The organism is Terriglobus sp. ADX1, assembly GCF_036877645.1.
Lineage (GTDB): Bacteria > Acidobacteriota > Terriglobia > Terriglobales > Acidobacteriaceae > Terriglobus.
On sequence record NZ_JAEDXV010000012.1, the window covers coordinates 62,259 to 79,389 of the forward strand.

Sequence of the window (17,131 nt, forward strand, 5' to 3'; positions counted from 1 at the left end):
ACGTCGGTCGCTTAATCTTTCAGAGCGAAGGCGACGATGGTGGTGCCGGTGATGCCGGTTTGTTCGTCGAGTGTGGCTTCGAGCGCGGGGTCTGGGAGATGCAGTTCAGCCGCAGCGATCGCTTCCGCTGGGGCGCCGATAAAACAAAGTTCGCAGATGCCGAATCCATCTTCTTCTGTACGGACTGGCGGACCGAAGGTGCGGCATGTCATGGGGCGATGCGCGTAGAGATCGCACGTTCCTGTGGCGGGGTCAAGAACGGGACACACAGCGTCGTTGGCGAAGTCTTCGAACTGTTCGAGGGAGGCTTCGTCTTCGTAAAGGATGCCGGTCCCGGTGTCGCCGGGGAAATCTGCGCTCAGATCTGCGATAGATTGCTTGACTCGTTCTTTGATGCGCTGCTGCTTGTCCGGTTCGGCGATGCGGAAGCCTTCGCGGATTCGCTCCGTGTCGAGCGGGCCGATGCGGAATACGCCGGTGCAGCACTGGCTGCATCCCGGACGACAGGCCAGCCATGGGCCGCTACGACGGGTTGCGTCTGCGAGTGCGGCGTCCATGAGCTGGATGAGTTGGGTGTCGTCTGGTGGGAGCATTTTTGCCTTCCCTGAGGCGTTGAAGTGAGGGAGAGAAATGCAGGTCTCGACTGCGCTGCGCTTCGCTCAGGATGACGATTGTGAGCTACTGCTCTTACTTGTGTGACAAAACGCCTTCTCCGAAGACTCGTTCGAAGATGGCGGGGACGTTGCCGAGGCGGCGGTTGACATCAAAGGCACGGGCGATACGTTCGGGCGGTAGCAGGCTGGTGATCTGCGGATCGGCTGCTACTAGTTCCTTGAAGACGAGGTCTTCTTTCCATGCCTTCATGGCTAAGGTCTGGACCGTCTTGTAGGCGTCTTCGCGGAGCATGCCGGCTTCTGCGAGATCGAGCAGGAGCTGGCCGGAGAAGACGAGGCCGCCGGTGAGGTTCAGGTTCTTCAACATGCGCTCGGGGTAGACCATGAGCTTGTCGATGAGGTTGGTGGCCTTGCTGAGCAGGTAGTCAGCGAGCGTAGTAGTGTCAGGCAGGATGACGCGCTCGGCGGAGGAGTGCGAGATGTCGCGCTCGTGCCACAGGGCGACATCTTCAAGTGCTACTTGAGAGTTTGCGCGCATCACACGGGCAAGACCGCAGATGTTCTCGCAGGTGATGGGGTTGCGCTTGTGCGGCATGGCGCTGGAGCCCTTCTGCTTTTCGCTGAAGAACTCTTCCGCTTCGCGAACTTCGGTGCGCTGGAGGTGGCGGATTTCGGTGCCGATTTTGTCGAGCGAGGACGCGATGATGGAGAGTGCGCCGATGTATGCAGCGTGGCGATCGCGCTGGAGAACCTGCGTGCTGACTTCGGCGGCTTTGAGGCCGAGGCGTTTGCAGATTTCTTCTTCCAATGCGGGGGTGACGGTGCCGTAGCTGCCGACCGCGCCGGAGAGTTTGCCCACGCGCATGTCTTCCGCGGCGGCGGTGAAACGGGCGATGTTGCGCTGGCACTCGGTGTACCAGAGGAGCAGCTTGAGGCCGAAGGTGGTGGGTTCGGCGTGGACGCCGTGGGTGCGGCCGATGCAGGGCGTGAGTGCGAATTCAATGGCGCGGCGCTTGAGGACAGCCGATAGTGCATGCAGACCTTCAAGGATGGTTGCGGATGCCTTCTTGAGCAGGAGGGCCTGCGCGGTGTCTACGACGTCGGTGGAGGTGAGGCCGAAGTGCAGCCAGCGCGATTCGGGGCCGACCTTTTCTGCGACGGCGGTGGTGAAGGCGATGACGTCGTGGCGGGTCTGGAGTTCGATCTCCTGGATGCGTGCGATGTCGAAGTCGCCCTTAGAGCGGATGGCCTTGGCTGCTTCCTGCGGGACGATGCCTGCGTCGGCGAGGACTTCGCTTGCGGTCGCTTCAACTTCAAGCCATGCACGGAACTTCGATTCGTCGGACCAGAGCTGGCGCATGGCGGGGCGTGTATAGCGATCGATCAAGGGAACGTACCTCTTTGGCGTGGTGGCCGGGATAAGCGCGGGCTGCATGCGCGCTACCATTAAGTTTAATGGACGCACGAAGTCGCGATGTCGAAGTGGCACCTTTACCGTCGCAGGTGAAGGCAGCTCGCCGACGCCTGATGCTGCGGGATGGCCTTAGATTTCTGACCTTGACCTTGGTAACGCTGGCGATGAGCGGTGTGACGACGCTGCTGTTTCGCAGTTTTGAGGCGCATCGAGAAGAACTGGCTGTGCGCTGGGCCGAGCGCGGTCAGCAGGCGCTGGCGGCGGGAAAATCGAAAGAGGCCGTGACTGCCCTGCGGACGTCCCTTGGGTTTCGCCCGGATGTTCGCGAAAATCAGCTTGCCCTGGCGCGTGCGCTGGCCGCGAGCGGGCGTGTGGATGAGGCAGAGAACTACTTTCTGAATTTGTGGCAGGCGCAGCCGGGAGATGGCGGCATCAACCTGGAGCTTGCCCGGTTGGCGCGGCAACAGAAAAAACCGTTTGACGCGATTCAGTATTACCGGGCAGCCGTATTCGGTACATGGGGCGGAGATGGGCCAGCGCGACGGCGGGATATCCGTCTTGAGTTGTCGAGCTACCTGGTGGAACTGGGGCAGGGCCAAGCGGCGCGCGCGGAGTTGTTGATTGCAGCGGGGAATAATCCGGATGCGACATCGCAGCTTCGGATTGGTGAGGCGCTGGAGGCAGCGGGTGCTCCGAAAGATGCTGCGACAGCCTATCGCAGCGTAAGCGATGACAAGGTATTGGGTGCGACGGCGCAGGCGAAGCTTGGCGAGCTTTGCTATGCGCAGGGTGACTATGCGTGCTCGGCCGAGGAGTTGACGCGGGCTTTGCGTAAGTCATTGTGGACGGCGGAACAGAAACAGCGGATGAGTGCCATGCAGGAGAACGCAGAGCGACTGCAGGCGCTGGCACTGTCGCATAATGTGCCTTCACAGGTGCGTGCAGATCATCTGCGGGAGGCGTCGCGGATTGCGATGGCGCGGGTGGATGGATGTCTTGCGAAACATGCGGGGCAGGCTGACATGATGCAGTTGCAGACGCAATGGAAGGCGCTGGATACGGCGAAGAATCGTGCAGAGTTGCGGCATGATGACGATTTGCAGGACCAGTATCGACTCTTGATTTTCAACACAGAGCGGAGTGCGGCAGATGTATGCGGCGCGCCTACGGGTGATGACGCGTTGTTGCTGTACCTGGCTGACCATCCGGCGACGCAGTTCGGAGGTCAGTCATGAGCGCGCAAACAGCGGTGGTTTCGAAGGGAATGGAAGACGCGGCGGATCAGCAGGTGGAACACGCTCCGAAGCGTGAGGAGCGGCTGTTCCTGCTGTTGAGTATTTTCATTGGCGTGATCTCCGGCTTGCTGGTGGTTTCGTTCCGCATGGCCATTGAGTGGCTGACGGTGCTGCTGCAGGGATCGGCGCCAGCACCGCACCAGTTGCGGCTACTGATTGTGCCCGCGGTGGTGGGCGTGGTGCTGGGCCTGATGACGCGATTCGTCTTTCCGGAAGTGCGCGGATCCGGCGTGAACCAGACGAAGGCTGCTCTTTACATCCATAACGGCTACATCTCCACGAAGACGATGATCGGCAAGTTTCTGCTGGCCGCGTTATCGATTGGATCGGGACAGTCACTGGGACCAGAAGATCCGTCGCTGCATCTGGGTGCGGGTGTGGCTTCGCGCATTGGGCGTTATGTGGGGCTGTCGCGCGAACGCATGCGGCTGTTTGGGCCGGTGGGTGCCGCAGCAGGTCTGGCGGCGGCGTTTAATGCGCCGATTACTGCCGTGCTGTTTGTGATTGAAGAGGTGATTGGGCAGTGGACTGCGGCGATTCTTGGGTCCATTGTTTTGTCCGCTGTTTCTGCGGTCGTGGTGGCGCGGTGGTTCTGGGGATCGCAGGCGATGTTCCGCATTCCCAATGTGAATCTGCGCGATCCGCGCGAGTTGATGGCGTACGCGGTGTTGGGCGTGATCGGCGGATTCGCATCCCTTGCGCTGACACGCGCGCTGGAATATCTGCGGCCTCGTTTGCGTAGCCTGCCTGCGAATCGACAGGTGTTTGCGCCAGCGATTGCTGGTTTGTTTGTGGGAGCGATTGCGTATCTCGGTGTGCCACAGGTGCTGGGCGTGGGCTACGGCACGATGGATGCCGCCATGCACGCGGAGTATACGGTTGGCTTTCTGTTGCTGCTGGCAGGGATCAAGCTGCTGACAACTACGTTCTCATTTTCATCGGGTGCGCCAGGTGGATTGTTTGCGCCAGCTTTGTTCATCGGCGCGATGCTGGGCTCTGCGGTGGGAACGTTTGAGCATCACTTCTTTCCGTCGCTTACGGGATCAGTGGGATCGTATGCGCTGGTGGGTATGGGCGTGTTCTTTGCCGCGTTTATTCGCGCGCCGCTGACCAGCGTGTTCATGATCATGGAGATGAGCGGCAACTACACGATTGTGTTGCCGGTTATTGTGTCGAACACGATTGCGTACATCATTTCGCGTTCGCTGCAGCCGGTGCCGATTCTTGAGGTGTTTACGCATCAGGATGGTTTGTATCTGCCTTCTCTGGAAGAAGAACGCGAAGATACGGAGCTGCGCGTGGAGGATGCGCTGCGACCTGCGGATGTACCGGTGTTGAATGGCGGCGAGATGTTGAAGGAGTTGAACGGGGGGATTGCCGCTGCCCCTGTTGTGCTGATTCGTTGTGGTGATGGATGGTATGCGGCGCGACAGGCAGAGATGAAGGAGCTGTTGCAGAAGGCGCAGGACAACGGTGACAGGACACTGGAGCAGAGCGTTGCTTCGCGCAGAACGCCGATGCTGTTCCCGGATCAGCCGTTGGCGCATGCGTTGCCTTACTTCAAGAACTGGCCGCTGTTGCCCGTGTCCAATCGTGCGATGCGTGGTGTGGTGGAAGGCGTGCTGACGCTACAGGACGTGCTGGATCGGTATCAGAAATGAGAAACGCCCTGCTGATGCAGGGCGTTCTGCTGTCTTGATTGTGAAGCTTATCCCGGTTGCTGCACGCCGAGCAGGGTGGACATCTCATCGAAGAGGAAGCCCTGGCCGGGGCGGTACGGCTGTACCCACTTGCCGTCGATGACGAACTGCGGGATGGCCTTCTTGCCTACATTCTGAAGAAGATCATCAACAGCGCCTGGAGTCGTTTCAATGTTGACTTCGGTGTAGGGGATGTTGTGCTGCGTCAGAAAGCGCTTGGCGACAAAGCAATCGCGGCACCAGTCAGCGGTGTAAACCTTCAGATCCATGCTTTTAGTTTACTCCTTTGCCGCTATTGCTCGTGGTAGTTGCGGATGAGGCCGCCGTCCACGAAGTAGGTGGAGCCGGTGACGTACGCTGCTTCGTCGCTGGCGAGAAAGGCCGCTAGAGCTGAGACATCGTCGACTGTGCCCATGCGACCCAAGGGGATGTTCTGCAGCAGAGCGTTGAGTTTTGGCTTGTCGTTGAGCAGTGACTGGTTGATGGGAGTGATGATGGCGCCGGGCGCTATGTTGTTGACGGTAATGCTCTTTGGACCGAGTTCCACGGCGAGGTCGCGCATGAGCATGCGTACGCCGCCCTTGGCTGCGCAGTAGGTGGCGAAGTGCGGGAAGACCATATCTTCATGCACGGAAGAGATGTTGATGATGCGGCCAGGCATGTTCCTGGAGAGCAGATTCTTTACGAAGGCTTGCGTTGTGAAGAAGAGGCCTTTGAGGTTCACGTTGAGCACGAAGTCGTAGTCGGCTTCCGTGACATCGACAAATTCTGATCCTTTTTCAACGCCTGCGTTGTTGATGAGGATGTCGATTTTGCCGAAGGCATCGATGCCCGATTGCACGAGCGATTGGCAGTCAGCGACTTTGGACAGGTCGGCCTTCACGCTGATGGCTTTGCGACCGAGCGCTTCGATCTGCTGCTTTGTGGCGTCTGCGCCTGCGGGATTGCCAGAGTAGTTGACGATGATGTCTGCACCGTCTTTTGCGAGACGGATAGCGATACCCTGACCAATGCCGGATGACGAGCCGGTAACGAGTGCTACTTTGCCTGCGAGTTTGCCTTCGCTCATGCGAGGTTGGATGCAGGGAAGGCTATCGGCGAGCGCGAAAAAAGTTGGTGAGCATGGCGCTGCAGTCTTCCGCGAGAACGCCGGGGATGACTTCCACGCGATGATTCAATCGCGGATGATTCATTACTTCCAGCACACTGCCGCATGCGCCTGCCTTGGGATCGGCTGCGGCGTAGACGAGGCGGCCGAAGCGTGCGTGGAGAATGGCTCCGGCGCACATGGCGCAGGGTTCGAGCGTGACGACGAGCGTGCAGCCGGTGAGGCGGTAGTTGTGCAGGTGGTGCGCCGCGTTGCGCATGGCGACGATTTCGGCGTGGGCCGTGGGATCGTTGTCGCGGATGACGCGGTTATTGCCTCGGCCAATGACTTCGCCATCAAGAAGAATGATGGCTCCTACGGGCACTTCGCCTTCTGCTTCTGCGGCGTGCGCTTCGGCGATGGCTTCGTGCATGGCTTCGATATCGGTCATCTACACCTGAGTTTACTTGGTTGCGGCAGGTGTTAGCTCAGTGCGGTAGGCGTCGCTGAGAGTGTTCTTTGCTTTCGCGATGGGGAGAGCGGTGGGGTAGAACTGCGCGAAAGTGGTGTCGACTGCGCCGTGCGATTCATGGCATGTGTAGCAGCTTGCGGGCTTGGGAACGAGATGTTCTGCGCCGTCTTTACCGCGCACGTAGAAAGACCATTCGTTGCCGCGCTTCTGATGGATTTCGAGGCCGCTGACTTCGCTGCTTTGCGTGTGGCCACCCTTGTTGATGGAGATGTTTTCTTCTGCGGTGCGGTTCTCAAGAACAAACGTTGTGCCGTCAGGCCAGTGGCCGGTTTGCTTGAAGGATGCCCATGCTTCGGGATTGACGAAGACGTTATCAAAGACGGAGTGGTGTTCCTGCGTCAGTCCTACTGCACCGGGCGCGGCGTATGTCATGTCGATGCCGCTGGTCATGTAGATCCATTCGCGATAGTTGGCGGGAACGGGGATGGAATTTTCCGGTTGTAGCGCGGCGTCTACGGTGTGCGCCGCGACGATGAAGGTGCACAGAAACGATGCTGCGGTCAGGAACACCTTGTGCATGATGATCTCCGGAACAGCTGGATTGGCGAGGACAATTTCAGCTTACATGCAGTGGTGCCTAAAACGAATGAAGCGCTCGCGATGGTTTGTCTGCGAGCGCTTCATTTCGTTTTGGTGTTCTGTTTATGCGGGTTCCTGCTGCGTCATGCAGTGGAGAGCGCCGAGTCCCCAGATGAAGTCGCCGCAGTGGATGCCGACGATTTGGCGAGTGGGGAACTGGTCGGCGAGGATGTTGAGCGCGATGCGGTCGTTGGCGTCGTTGAAGGTGGGGACGAGTACGAGGTTGTTCGCGATGTAGAAGTTGGCGTAGCTGGCGGGCAGGCGTTCGCCGTCGAAGATGACCGGTGCGGGCATGGGCAGTTCGATGACGTTGTACGGCTTGCCGTTGGGCTGACGGAAGCTGCGCAGACGATCGAGGTTCTCCGCGAGCGGCAAGTGGTTTTCGTCAGTGGTGTTGTGCTCGGTGGCGGCGACGATGGTGTCGACGGCGGTGAAGCGCGCGATGTCGTCGACGTGGCCGTGCGTGTCGTCACCGGCGCAGCCGCGGTTGAGCCAGAGGACCTGGTCGATGCCGAGGTAGTCGTGGAAGCAGGTTTCAAGCTGCTGCTTGCTGATGCCGGGGTTGCGCTGTTGGACTTCGCTGAGCAGGCACTCTTCCGTGGTCAGCAATGCGCCAGCGCCGTTGACGTCGATGGAGCCACCTTCCAAGACGACGCGATGATCACCGATCATGGGTTCGAACGCACGCATCGCGTAGTGCTTTGCGACGTGCGAGGGGATGAGGTCGTCGTTGTGCCAGTTGGGGTACTTGGCCCAGGCGTTGAACTTCCAATTGGTGATGGCTACTTCGTTAGCTTTCTTAACGAAGATGGGGCCGCTGTCGCGTAGCCAGATGCGGTCCGTCTTCCAAAGATGGAAATGGATGCGGGCGAGGTTGGCACCGGCGCGGGTGAGGATGCGTGTGGCGACCTTCTGAGCGCGCTCGTCGTTGACGAGAATGTTCACGTCTTCTACCTGCGAGAGGTTCTTGACGATCTCGGAGTAGACCCAAGGGATGGGCTGGAACTTGCCGGGCCAGTCTTCGGCGTTGTGCGGCCATGCGATCCAGGTGGAGGTGTGTGCGTCCCACTCTGCGGGCATGCGGTAGCCGAGGCTGTTTGGTGTTTCGGGCATTTTGAAGATCCTTAAAGGCAAGAGCGAACGCAAAGTTCGCTAAGTTTGCGCAATGTACGCAAAGGGGGCTATGACCACCCGTGCGTTTTGTGGCTATAGCAGGAAGCGCTTGGTGATGCCTTCGTAGGCGTCGATGCGGCGGTCGCGTAGGAAGGGCCAGTGTTGGCGAGTGATTTCGACGAGTGCGGGGTCGAGTGTGGCGTATAGGATTTCTTCTTCGCTGTGCGATGCCTTGGCGATGATGCGTCCGAAGGGATCGGCGATGAAGCTGCCGCCCCAGAACTCGAGGCCTGCGCCTTCGGGGCCGGGCATGTTCACGCCGTTATGGATGACGTCACCCTGCTCATGGCCTACGCGGTTCACTGCGCATACCCAGACGCCGTTGCTGATAGCGTGGGCGCGTTGCGTGGTCTGCCATGCGTCGTACTGGGCTTCGCCGAACTCTTCCTTCTCGCTGGGGTGCCAGCCGATGGCGGTGGGGTAGAAGAGAATCTCCGCGCCCTTGAGTGCGGTTACGCGTGCGCCTTCGGGGTACCACTGGTCCCAGCAGACGAGCGTTCCGATGTTGCCCGCGGTGGATTCGAGTGCGCGGAAGCCTAGGTCGCCCGGTGTGAAGTAAAACTTCTCGTAGTAGAGCGGGTCGTCGGGGATGTGCATCTTGCGGTAGACGTCGGCGATTTGACCGTCGCGCTCGATGGTGACAGCGGTGTTGTGATACAGGCCCGGTGCGCGGCGCTCAAAGAGCGATGCGATGACGACGACCTTGTTTTCTCTCGCGATTTGCGAGATGCGCTCGGTCGATGGGCCGGGGATGGATTCAGCGGTGGCGAAGAGTGCGTGATCCTCGCGCTGGCAGAAGTATTGCGCGCGGAAGAGTTCTGGCAGGCAGATGAGTTCTGCGCCGTTCTTTGCGGCTTCTTCGATGCGTGCGGCGGCCTTGTCGAGATTCTTCTGCGTGTCGGGCTCGCAGCTCATCTGGATGAGGGCTACGTTGGTCTTCTTCATTCGTGCTCCCTTCGTTTAGGGCGGGCCTTTGGCCCTTGGCGTTTCTGGTCCTGCGTCGCCTGGGCCTTCGGCCCAGGCTAATATCTGGTCGCCCTTTGGCGCTTGTAGCATCGGTACTTCTATTGCATGTAAATGCCGATGGTTGGGTGGTGATTTCACATGCCTGATTCGCGCTTTGCGCGAATGCCCACATCTCAGAAGCGAGATGTGGGGCACCCGGTTTAGCTCATGATGGCGCGGATGTCTGCTGCGAGTTGATCGACGCGTGCGGGGTCGGTGTCCCACGCGAACATGAAGCGTGCGCCGCCGCCGATGAAGGTGTAGAAGCGCCAGCCGCGTTCGCGGAGCTGTTGCAGATGCGGTTCGCTGGCCATCAGGAAGACTGCGTTGGCTTCCACGTCAAACATGATGCTGGCGTTGGGCACGTCTTTGATGGCGGTATGCAGGCGATTCGCCATCGCGTTGGCGTGTTCGCCGTTGCGCTTCCATGCGCCGCTTTCCAACATGCCAACCCAGGGCGATGAGAGGAAGCGCATCTTGGAGGCGAGCTGGCCTGCCTGTTTGCAGCGGTAGTCAAAGTCTTCTGCGAGTTTGCGGTTGAAGAAAAGAATGGCTTCGCCTACAGCCATGCCGTTTTTCGTGCCGCCGAAGCAGAGGACTTCCACGCCAGACTTCCATGTCATCTCTGCGGGCGTGCAGCCGACGTGCGCCATTGCGTTGGCGAAACGTGCGCCGTCCATGTGGAGATGCAGCTTCAGGTCGCGCGAGGTTTCGCTGATGGCTTTGATTTCATCGAGCGAGTAGACGCGTCCGGTTTCTGTGGACTGCGTGATGGTGACGGCCTTGGGCTTGGGGAAGTGGATGTCCTGACGCGAGGTGGCGAGTGTGCGGATGGCGTCGGGCGTCATCTTGCCGTCGATGGTTTGTGCGGTGAGGAGCTTGCTGCCATTGGAGAAGAACTCTGGCGCGCCGCACTCGTCGGTTTCCACGTGCGCGGTCTGGGCGCAGATGACGGAGTGATAGCTCTGGCAGAGAGCGGCGAGCGAAAGGGAATTAGCGGCAGTGCCGTTGAAGGCAAAGAAGACTTCACAGTCTGTCTCGAAGAGATCGCGGAAGAGGTTCGCGGCGCGTGCAGTCCAGGGGTCGTCACCGTATGCGGTGGCGTGGCCGTGATTGGCCTCGTGCATTGCGGCTAAAGCTTCAGGGCAGATACCAGAGTAGTTGTCGCTGGCGAACTGTTGCGAATTGTCAGTGCTGATATGGCTCATGTGTGCTTCTCTTTGGATTCCGGCTGCGGGGAAGCGATTCGACTTCCCCCGTAGCATCCTCGTTGGGGAGAAGAATGCAGGTCCTTCGACTCCGCTGCGCTCCGCTCAGTGTGACGAACTATGTTCGTATGAGCTTCGCTGGTTTTCTTTGAGCGATGCCTTTCGTTTCGATCAGGATGACGAACTACGTTCGTATCAGCTTCGCTGTTTTCTTTGAGCGATGCTTCCGTTGTTGCGCTTCGCTCAGGATGACGATTCTTATTTGTGCGTTACATGCAAAGAGCGCTGGCATTGCCAGCGCTCTTTGCAGATTCCAGTTACTGCGGAGCGCTACTTCTCCTCGTCATCCATGATGAGGATGGCGGCGGCGATGGTGGTGGTCCACAGGCCCTTCTTGTCGCCTACGGCGGACTGCGTCACGTTTGCCGTGCGAACGATCTTGTTGGAGATGCGGTAGATTTCCTTCTTCTCGTCCCAGCTCTTGTCGGGATCGAAGTCCACGTCGAGTGTGGTGGCGAGCATTTCCGCTGCCAGCTCTTCTGCGTAGTCACCAGCCTGATCTTCGGTCTCGCCGAAGCTGTGGTGCTCGGAGAGGTAGCCGTAGGTGTTGCGATCGGTGGGGATAGCCACGCCGATGGACGACACGCAGAGACGGTGTGCTTCACGCGTGCTGTTTTCCGCGACCACTGCAAAGACGACCTCGCCGGGGTTCAGGTACTTCAAACCTTCCTTGCGGGTGATCAACTTGCACTTGGGCGGGAAGATGGACGACACACGCACCAGATTCTGTGCCGCGATGCCGGCGTCGCGCAGCGCCATCTCGAACGAGGTGAGTCGTTCCTTGTGCTTTCCTACGCCCTTCGTGAAGAAGATGCGCTTCGGAACCATGTTCATGCCCAATGTAGTCGTAGCCTCCAGACTGATTCAAAAGCTGCTGCCTATAAGCAGAAGCCCAAATGAAATTATCACATGTTGAAGCCCTGTCGTGGGCGTTCGCCCCGTGAGAATTACGGGAATTGCAAATATTTACATTCGCGCAAGACGACCTATTTTTTCGTGGTCCAGAACGTCAATCTTCTATAGGGGGTTACCACGGATTTCTGCTAACTTAAGAATCGGTGATTCACCGCCTTTTCACACCACATCTGTAGCGAAGACCTACCAGGGTAATGGCATAGCCAGCCTGGGGGAGACTTAAGGAGTCGTATGTCCGGCAACTACCGCGATTTTCTCGAACTGTCGTATGCAGAACTCGAAGACCTTAACCTGGCAGCTAAGGACCAGCGCAAGAAGCGCGTGGCAATCGACAAGATTCAGGAAGAGCGTCTGAAGTACCTGACGGACACGAAGGGCATTAAGGCCGTCACTGTGCTGTTCAGCGACCTGGAAGGCCGCCTGCACATGCTGGACTATGACAAGAAGTTCCTGGTCAACAGCTATGACAACCTGACCTTTGACGGCTCCTCGATCCGTGGCTTCACGGCTCAGAAGGAATCCGATCTTCGCCTTGGTCTGGACTGGAACGCCTTCTACTGGACGCCGTCGGATGTCTTCGGCACCGGTAAGGTCATGGTCTTCGGCGAAGTCATCGATAAGAACGGCGCACCGTACGCTGCCGATCTTCGCGGCATCCTGAAGCAGTATGCCAACAAGATGTATGACGAGAAGGGCTACACGCTGAACGCTGCGAACGAAGTGGAAGGCTTCCTGTTTGAAGGCGTGGATGCGGAGCGCAGCTACCACAAGACCGGCTCGTTTGAGTACGTGAACGCAGGCGGCTACTACCACTCGCTGCCAGGCGATCCGCTGCGTGAGTTCATTGACACTGCTGCGGAAGTACAGCGCGCGATGGGCTTCGAAAACGAAAAGGACCACCCCGAAGTGGCTCCGTCGCAGTTCGAAATTAACTACACCTATGGTGATGTGGTTTCTGCTGCTGACCAGATCCAGCTGTACAAGCTGATCTGCCGCCAGGTGGCCACGCAGATGGGTATGACCGCATCGTTCCTGCCCAAGCCGGTTACCGGCGTGAATGGCAGCGGCATGCACACCAACGTTTCCATCACCAAGGACAAGAAGAACCTCTTCTTCGACAAGGCCGGTGAAGAGAACATGTCGGATCTGGCATGGAGCTTCATCGACAAGATTCTGACGCACGGCAATGACATCTGCCTGCTGCTGAACTCGTCAGTGAATGCATATCGCCGCCTCGATCCGCACTTCGAAGCTCCGAACCAGATCAAGGCTTCGGCTACTGACCGTGGTTCGATGGTTCGTATCCCCATCGGCAACGAGAAGTCTGCTCGTGTTGAAGTGCGTTCGGTTGGTCCGGATGCGAACCCGTACGGCGTGCTGTACTCGGTCTTCAAGACGGGTCTCGATGGACAGATTGGCAACATTGAAAACCTGCGTCAGGCTGCTCGTTACCTGCCGGACAACATCTACACCGCGATCGAGAACTTCCAGGGATCGGAGTGGATCACAAGCATGCTGGGTGCGGATGTGAAGGAGCGCTTTGCTGAGTTGAAGAAGGCTTCGGCAGATCGTTGCCCGCGTCTTCTGGGCACTGTCGTGAAGGGAAGCGAAGTACAGTTCCACCACGAGGTCTACAACCAGCTCCTCTGGGGCCAGTTCTAGGCACTTCGGTACTTCGACGTGCTTCGCACGTGTTTGTTGCTACAACTGAAAGCTCAGGAGCCCGGCCTCGCGCCGGGCTTTCTGCTTTTGTGGATTGGGTTGGGTTCAGCGGTTGGAGGGTAGGTGGATGCGGAAGATTACGCCTGCTCCGAAACGGATGTTGCGCTGGCGATCATCGACGCCGTTGGGGAGATTGGTTTGCAGGTAGTCGACCTGTAGCGGACGCAGAAGGATTGCGTGGCTCAGGGGCAGATCAACGCTTCCGCCGAAGGCCATCGCGAGATTTGTTGATGTGTCTGTGTGCGTGTTGGTGGTGATTATGAAGTCGCTGTCGAAGCCGCGCACTGCACCGAAGAGTGCCTGTGCGTTGAGATGGATACGATGGATGGGCACCGTATAGCGTGGGCCTGCGAGTAGCGTGATTTCGCTGAGTCCGCGTGTACTTGCGGGAACGCGGGCGACGGTGCTGCCACCTGCTTCCACTACCGCGAGGAGATGCGGCAGGGCGGGGATAGAGGCTTCGATGGCGCCTCCTTGCAGGAAGAAGCATCCGCAGCTTCCCGGTGGGGCGTTGGCAGCCGTGGCAGAGTAGCGCAGGCCCACTTGCAGAGAGTTGTCCTGCATTTGTGCGTGTGCTGTGGTGCATGACAATGCGATAGCAAGGAATGAGACGACGAACTTCATTGCGTGAGATCCAGTTCTACGGGGACGGAGTGTGTGAGCGTGTCGCCCACGACGCCTGTGGTGGTGGCGGTGATGGTGCAGTTGTAGCGGTGCGTGTTGTTTGCGGTGCTGGTGCTGGAGGTGGTGCGGAAACCGCCGCATCCTTGCAGCGTGAATGTGCAGAAGAGTAGCAGGAAGACGGGGCGGCACTTTCGTTTCACGGGGAGGATGCCGAGTAGAAGCAATGCTGCAAGTAGAACGCAGGTGTGCGATTGCTGGCTCGCGAGCGTTGCAGGGATTTTGATCAGAAGAGATACAGCGACCGGATCGCCACCGAGAGTGAATGTGGATGGCGTGAAGGTCGCGGTGGCTCCACTGGGAAGTCCGCTGATGGTGAGCGTGGTTGGGTGATTCAATGTGCCATTCACCGGGAGCAGTGTGATGGGCACGGTGACGGAGTTGTTGGCGCTGCCGCTGTAGCTAGTTGCAGAAGTCGTGATCGAAAAGTCTGGCGCTGCGACGACTGTCTGCGTGATGGATGTGGAGGTGCTGGTGGCGTATGCGCTGTCGCCGCTGTAGATGGCTCGGACTGTGTGTGTGCCGGCAGTGAATGCTGCTGTGGAGAGCGTGGCGATGCCTGTCGTGAGGGGGACGGTGGCGATGTTGTTTGTGCCGTCCTGGAAGACCACGTTACCGGTGGGCGGCGTTAGCAGCGAACCTGCCACGGTGGCGGTGAACTTGATGGGCGCTCCGGAATAGCTGATGGAGCCGTCGCTGACCAGCGAGATACGTGACGTCGCGAGGTTTGTCCCCGATACTCCGATGCCGGTGAGCCGCAACATGGACGGTGGCGCGGAGGCGGATTGGATCAGTCCGATGGTCTGCGCGGTTCCGTTGGTTTGCGGTGTGAAGGCAAGTTGGAGAGAGCACTGTGCCTTTGCGGCGAGCGTGAAGGGAAGTGTGCCGCAGTTTCCGTTTGAGGTGATGGAAAATGCGGGCGACAGTGCTATGGATGTGATGGAGAGCGGGGTGTCCGCGGTATTTTGCAGTTGCAGTGTCTGCGCTGCTGAAGTCTGCCCAATGGGAATGCTGCCGAAGTCCAATGCGGACAATGCGAGATGTTGCACCTGGTGGTTGCCGCGGTCGCTGATGGCGATGCCTCCGCTGGCATCTGTTGCAACCGAGGAGGGTGTGTTGAGGGCACCGGTTGCCAACGTGCCTTGTTTGCCGTTCCCGGCCAGGGCATTGCTTCCTGCCGATGCGGTTTGCAGAACTTGTTGGAGTTGCGCATCGGCGATGACGATGCTGCCTGAGGCGTCGAGGGTCATTCCTTCAGGGCTGCGAAAACTTGTGCTGCCGTAGGGGCGGATGGTGCCGTCTGGTGACAGGACGCGGAGGCGGCGGGCATCGGTGTCGGCGATGAGGATGCTGCGATCTTTCAGTACGAGCAGGGCTGTGGGCCTGCGGAATGTGGCACTTGTGGCTGGTCCTCCATCGCCGGAGTCACCTTCTTTTCCTGTGCCAGCAACGGCGACGATGGTTCCGTTTGAGGTGAGGCGGCGGATGCGGTGATTGCCGGTGTCGGCTATGAGGAGGGTGTTGTCGGAATCGATTGCCAGACCGGAGGGATTGCGTAGTCTGGCATTTTGGGAAGGGCTTCCGTCACCGGAATCTCCGGGTTTTCCAATACCCGCTACGGTGGTGATGGTTCCGTCGGGGGCGACGCGACGGATGCAGTGATTACCCGTATCTGCAATGAAGAGTGTTCCATCGGGCTGGAGGGCGATGGACATGAGACGGTTGAGCAGAGCTTTGGTGGCAGCGCCACCGTCTCCGTCGTAGCCCTCGCGCCCCGTTCCTGCAACAACAGATAGTTGGCCCGATGGGGTAATCCGGGTGACTATGTTGTTTCGACTATCAACAACGAATAGATTGCCCGCGGCATCATAGACCACCGTGCGCGGGGCTCCTAGCCGCGTCGCCAGGGCATCCCCGGCGCTGGTTGTGCCATTGCGACCGCTGCCGCTCAAAGTGGTTACGGCGTTGCCGGAATTCAGGATCAGGCGTGTTTGGGAAGGTGCGATGGACGCCATGAAGAGCAGAACAAGTGCCAATATGTGCCGCGAAAATCGGGAGACACGGGACACTGTAATGCGGATGTGGCCACGGACTGCGGAGGCCACGAGAGATCTGAGCTTCATGGATTCAGGAGATTATCGCAGTTTTCAAGTGTCTCGAAGGAGGTACTAACACCTTTGGTACATAGTGAAGACCCACCTTTGGGGGTAGCCTTACTATCAGCTTTGTAGTTCGCCAAATTTCCCAGAACGGGAATGTATGGTGATTCAAGGTGTGAGCTGGTCTAAGGGAATTACTGATACTCACTTTGAGAGAGGCCAGTCAGGAGTATGCAGGAGTTGGAGTACCAATACTGGGTGCGTGAACAAGAACGCAGATTGCGATCTGCATCCCACTCCGGTCGTGTACGCGGAGGCATACCAAAGTTTTCTATGGCGTTTCAGCCAATCGTGAATGTCGCCAGCGGCGGCGTTTACGGTTACGAATCGCTTGTGCGCTCCGAGAGCGGCGAGTCTGCGCACAGTGTTCTTTCGCGTGTGCCCACCGAACACTTTCATACCTTTGACCGCGCATGCCGATCCAAAGCGATGTCTGAGGCGATTCGTTGCGGATTCCTTACGACCGGTTCCACACGCCTTTGCGTGAATGTGAACCCGAATGCTGCTGTGAATGAGGCCAGCGATCTTCGACGTACATGCGAGGAAGCCACCGAGATGGGATTTCCGCTGGAACGGCTGGTGCTGGAGCTGGTGGAAGATGAAGAAATCTGGGACCTGGCGAAACTGAAGCCCATCATTGATGAGTATCGTGAGTATGGCGTGAAGGTGGCGATGGATGATTTTGGCGCGGGTTATTCCGGCCTCAAGCTGCTTTCGCGTTTGAAGCCTGATCTGATCAAGCTGGATATGGCGCTGGTGCATGCGATGGATGAGGATCGCACTTCGCAGGTGATTGTGAAGGCGATCGTGCAGGCCTGTTTTGAACTGGGCATCGTCACCATTGCTGAGGGCGTGGAGCGGTACGATCAGGCGATGCGCCTTCGCGATATGGGCGTGGTCTATCAGCAGGGCTATTACTTTGCCCGGCCTGCGTTTGAGTCGCTTCCCACCATCCAGTTTGAATTGCCGGAGTTGCAGATCGGCTAG

At 58.6% G+C, this 17,131-nt stretch carries 16 protein-coding genes; 4 read left to right on the plus strand and 12 right to left on the minus strand.

The window, feature by feature from the left end; all coding sequences use genetic code 11:
• Positions 1-11 precede the first annotated feature (11 nt).
• Complete coding sequence (locus JAO32_RS09870) at positions 12-593, minus strand: YkgJ family cysteine cluster protein (protein WP_334239795.1); 582 nt, start codon at positions 591-593, stop codon at positions 12-14.
• A gap of 94 nt (positions 594-687) precedes the next feature.
• Positions 688-2,001 carry an adenylosuccinate lyase gene (gene purB, locus JAO32_RS09875; protein WP_334239934.1) on the minus strand — a complete coding sequence of 438 codons (1,314 nt, stop codon included), beginning with the start codon at positions 1,999-2,001 and terminating at the stop codon, positions 688-690.
• Positions 2,002-2,171: 170 nt separating this feature from the next.
• Between purB and JAO32_RS09880 the strand changes: the two genes are divergently transcribed.
• Together JAO32_RS09880 and JAO32_RS09885 are read left to right on the plus strand one after the other, a co-directional pair.
• Positions 2,172-3,263, plus strand: coding sequence for a tetratricopeptide repeat protein (locus JAO32_RS09880; RefSeq protein WP_334239798.1), 1,092 nt, complete (start codon positions 2,172-2,174; stop codon positions 3,261-3,263).
• The gene (locus JAO32_RS09885; protein ID WP_334239800.1) at positions 3,260-4,984 is read left to right on the plus strand and encodes a chloride channel protein; all 1,725 of its coding nucleotides are present in this window, start codon (positions 3,260-3,262) and stop codon (positions 4,982-4,984) included. The genes JAO32_RS09880 and JAO32_RS09885 overlap by 4 nt, the downstream gene beginning before the upstream one ends.
• A gap of 47 nt (positions 4,985-5,031) precedes the next feature.
• Here the strand turns inward: JAO32_RS09885 and JAO32_RS09890 are convergent, their stop codons facing one another.
• From JAO32_RS09890 to JAO32_RS09925, 8 genes are all read right to left on the minus strand, one after another.
• Positions 5,032-5,292, minus strand: a complete 261-nt coding sequence (locus JAO32_RS09890) for a glutaredoxin family protein (protein ID WP_334239802.1) — start codon at positions 5,290-5,292, stop codon at positions 5,032-5,034.
• Between the two features lie 23 nt (positions 5,293-5,315).
• Positions 5,316-6,092, minus strand: a complete 777-nt coding sequence (locus JAO32_RS09895; RefSeq protein ID WP_334239804.1) for a glucose 1-dehydrogenase — start codon at positions 6,090-6,092, stop codon at positions 5,316-5,318.
• 22 nt (positions 6,093-6,114) lie between these two features.
• Entirely contained in the window at positions 6,115-6,561 is a 447-nt protein-coding gene (gene tadA, locus JAO32_RS09900) for a tRNA adenosine(34) deaminase TadA (protein ID WP_334239806.1), read from the minus strand.
• Positions 6,562-6,573: 12 nt separating this feature from the next.
• The gene (locus tag JAO32_RS09905) at positions 6,574-7,161 is read right to left on the minus strand and encodes a cytochrome P460 family protein (protein WP_334239808.1); all 588 of its coding nucleotides are present in this window, start codon (positions 7,159-7,161) and stop codon (positions 6,574-6,576) included.
• 123 nt (positions 7,162-7,284) lie between these two features.
• On the minus strand, positions 7,285-8,334 hold the full coding sequence (locus JAO32_RS09910; protein ID WP_334239809.1) for an agmatine deiminase family protein: 1,050 nt from the start codon (positions 8,332-8,334) through the stop codon (positions 7,285-7,287).
• Between the two features lie 93 nt (positions 8,335-8,427).
• Positions 8,428-9,339: a carbon-nitrogen hydrolase gene (locus JAO32_RS09915; RefSeq protein ID WP_334239812.1), complete on the minus strand. Its 912-nt coding sequence runs from the start codon at positions 9,337-9,339 to the stop codon at positions 8,428-8,430.
• A 221-nt stretch (positions 9,340-9,560) separates the two neighbouring features.
• A complete protein-coding gene (locus JAO32_RS09920; protein ID WP_334239814.1) occupies positions 9,561-10,607 on the minus strand; it encodes a threonine aldolase family protein in 1,047 nt (348 codons plus the stop codon).
• Positions 10,608-10,937: 330 nt separating this feature from the next.
• Positions 10,938-11,501: a pyruvoyl-dependent arginine decarboxylase gene (locus JAO32_RS09925; protein ID WP_232296297.1), complete on the minus strand. Its 564-nt coding sequence runs from the start codon at positions 11,499-11,501 to the stop codon at positions 10,938-10,940.
• Positions 11,502-11,813: 312 nt separating this feature from the next.
• Between JAO32_RS09925 and JAO32_RS09930 the strand changes: the two genes are divergently transcribed.
• Positions 11,814-13,244 carry a glutamine synthetase family protein gene (locus JAO32_RS09930; protein WP_334239818.1) on the plus strand — a complete coding sequence of 477 codons (1,431 nt, stop codon included), beginning with the start codon at positions 11,814-11,816 and terminating at the stop codon, positions 13,242-13,244.
• A gap of 105 nt (positions 13,245-13,349) precedes the next feature.
• Here JAO32_RS09930 and JAO32_RS09935 read toward each other — a convergent pair whose 3' ends face one another.
• Positions 13,350-13,928: a hypothetical protein gene (locus JAO32_RS09935; protein WP_334239820.1), complete on the minus strand. Its 579-nt coding sequence runs from the start codon at positions 13,926-13,928 to the stop codon at positions 13,350-13,352.
• Positions 13,925-16,108, minus strand: coding sequence for an NHL domain-containing protein (locus JAO32_RS09940; RefSeq protein ID WP_334239822.1), 2,184 nt, complete (start codon positions 16,106-16,108; stop codon positions 13,925-13,927). The genes JAO32_RS09935 and JAO32_RS09940 overlap by 4 nt, the downstream gene beginning before the upstream one ends.
• A 309-nt stretch (positions 16,109-16,417) precedes the next feature.
• On the opposite strand from JAO32_RS09940, the gene JAO32_RS09945 reads away from it, so the two are divergent.
• Positions 16,418-17,131, plus strand: coding sequence for an EAL domain-containing protein (locus tag JAO32_RS09945; RefSeq protein ID WP_334239825.1), 714 nt, complete (start codon positions 16,418-16,420; stop codon positions 17,129-17,131).

Excerpts from the sequence above, each read along its gene's own strand:
- JAO32_RS09870 (WP_334239795.1), bottom strand. The coding sequence starts at position 593 with ATGCTCCCACCAGACGACACCCAACTCATCCAGCTCATGGACGCCGCA.
- JAO32_RS09885 (WP_334239800.1), top strand. The coding sequence starts at position 3,260 with ATGAGCGCGCAAACAGCGGTGGTTTCGAAGGGAATGGAAGACGCGGCG.
- JAO32_RS09890 (WP_334239802.1), bottom strand. The coding sequence starts at position 5,292 with ATGGATCTGAAGGTTTACACCGCTGACTGGTGCCGCGATTGCTTTGTC.
- JAO32_RS09895 (WP_334239804.1), bottom strand. The coding sequence starts at position 6,092 with ATGAGCGAAGGCAAACTCGCAGGCAAAGTAGCACTCGTTACCGGCTCG.
- tadA (WP_334239806.1), bottom strand. The coding sequence starts at position 6,561 with ATGACCGATATCGAAGCCATGCACGAAGCCATCGCCGAAGCGCACGCC.
- JAO32_RS09905 (WP_334239808.1), bottom strand. The coding sequence starts at position 7,161 with ATGCACAAGGTGTTCCTGACCGCAGCATCGTTTCTGTGCACCTTCATC.
- JAO32_RS09910 (WP_334239809.1), bottom strand. The coding sequence starts at position 8,334 with ATGCCCGAAACACCAAACAGCCTCGGCTACCGCATGCCCGCAGAGTGG.
- JAO32_RS09915 (WP_334239812.1), bottom strand. The coding sequence starts at position 9,339 with ATGAAGAAGACCAACGTAGCCCTCATCCAGATGAGCTGCGAGCCCGAC.
- JAO32_RS09920 (WP_334239814.1), bottom strand. The coding sequence starts at position 10,607 with ATGAGCCATATCAGCACTGACAATTCGCAACAGTTCGCCAGCGACAAC.
- JAO32_RS09925 (WP_232296297.1), bottom strand. The coding sequence starts at position 11,501 with ATGAACATGGTTCCGAAGCGCATCTTCTTCACGAAGGGCGTAGGAAAG.
- JAO32_RS09930 (WP_334239818.1), top strand. The coding sequence starts at position 11,814 with ATGTCCGGCAACTACCGCGATTTTCTCGAACTGTCGTATGCAGAACTC.
- JAO32_RS09935 (WP_334239820.1), bottom strand. The coding sequence starts at position 13,928 with ATGAAGTTCGTCGTCTCATTCCTTGCTATCGCATTGTCATGCACCACA.
- JAO32_RS09940 (WP_334239822.1), bottom strand. The coding sequence starts at position 16,108 with ATGAAGCTCAGATCTCTCGTGGCCTCCGCAGTCCGTGGCCACATCCGC.
- JAO32_RS09945 (WP_334239825.1), top strand. The coding sequence starts at position 16,418 with ATGGCGTTTCAGCCAATCGTGAATGTCGCCAGCGGCGGCGTTTACGGT.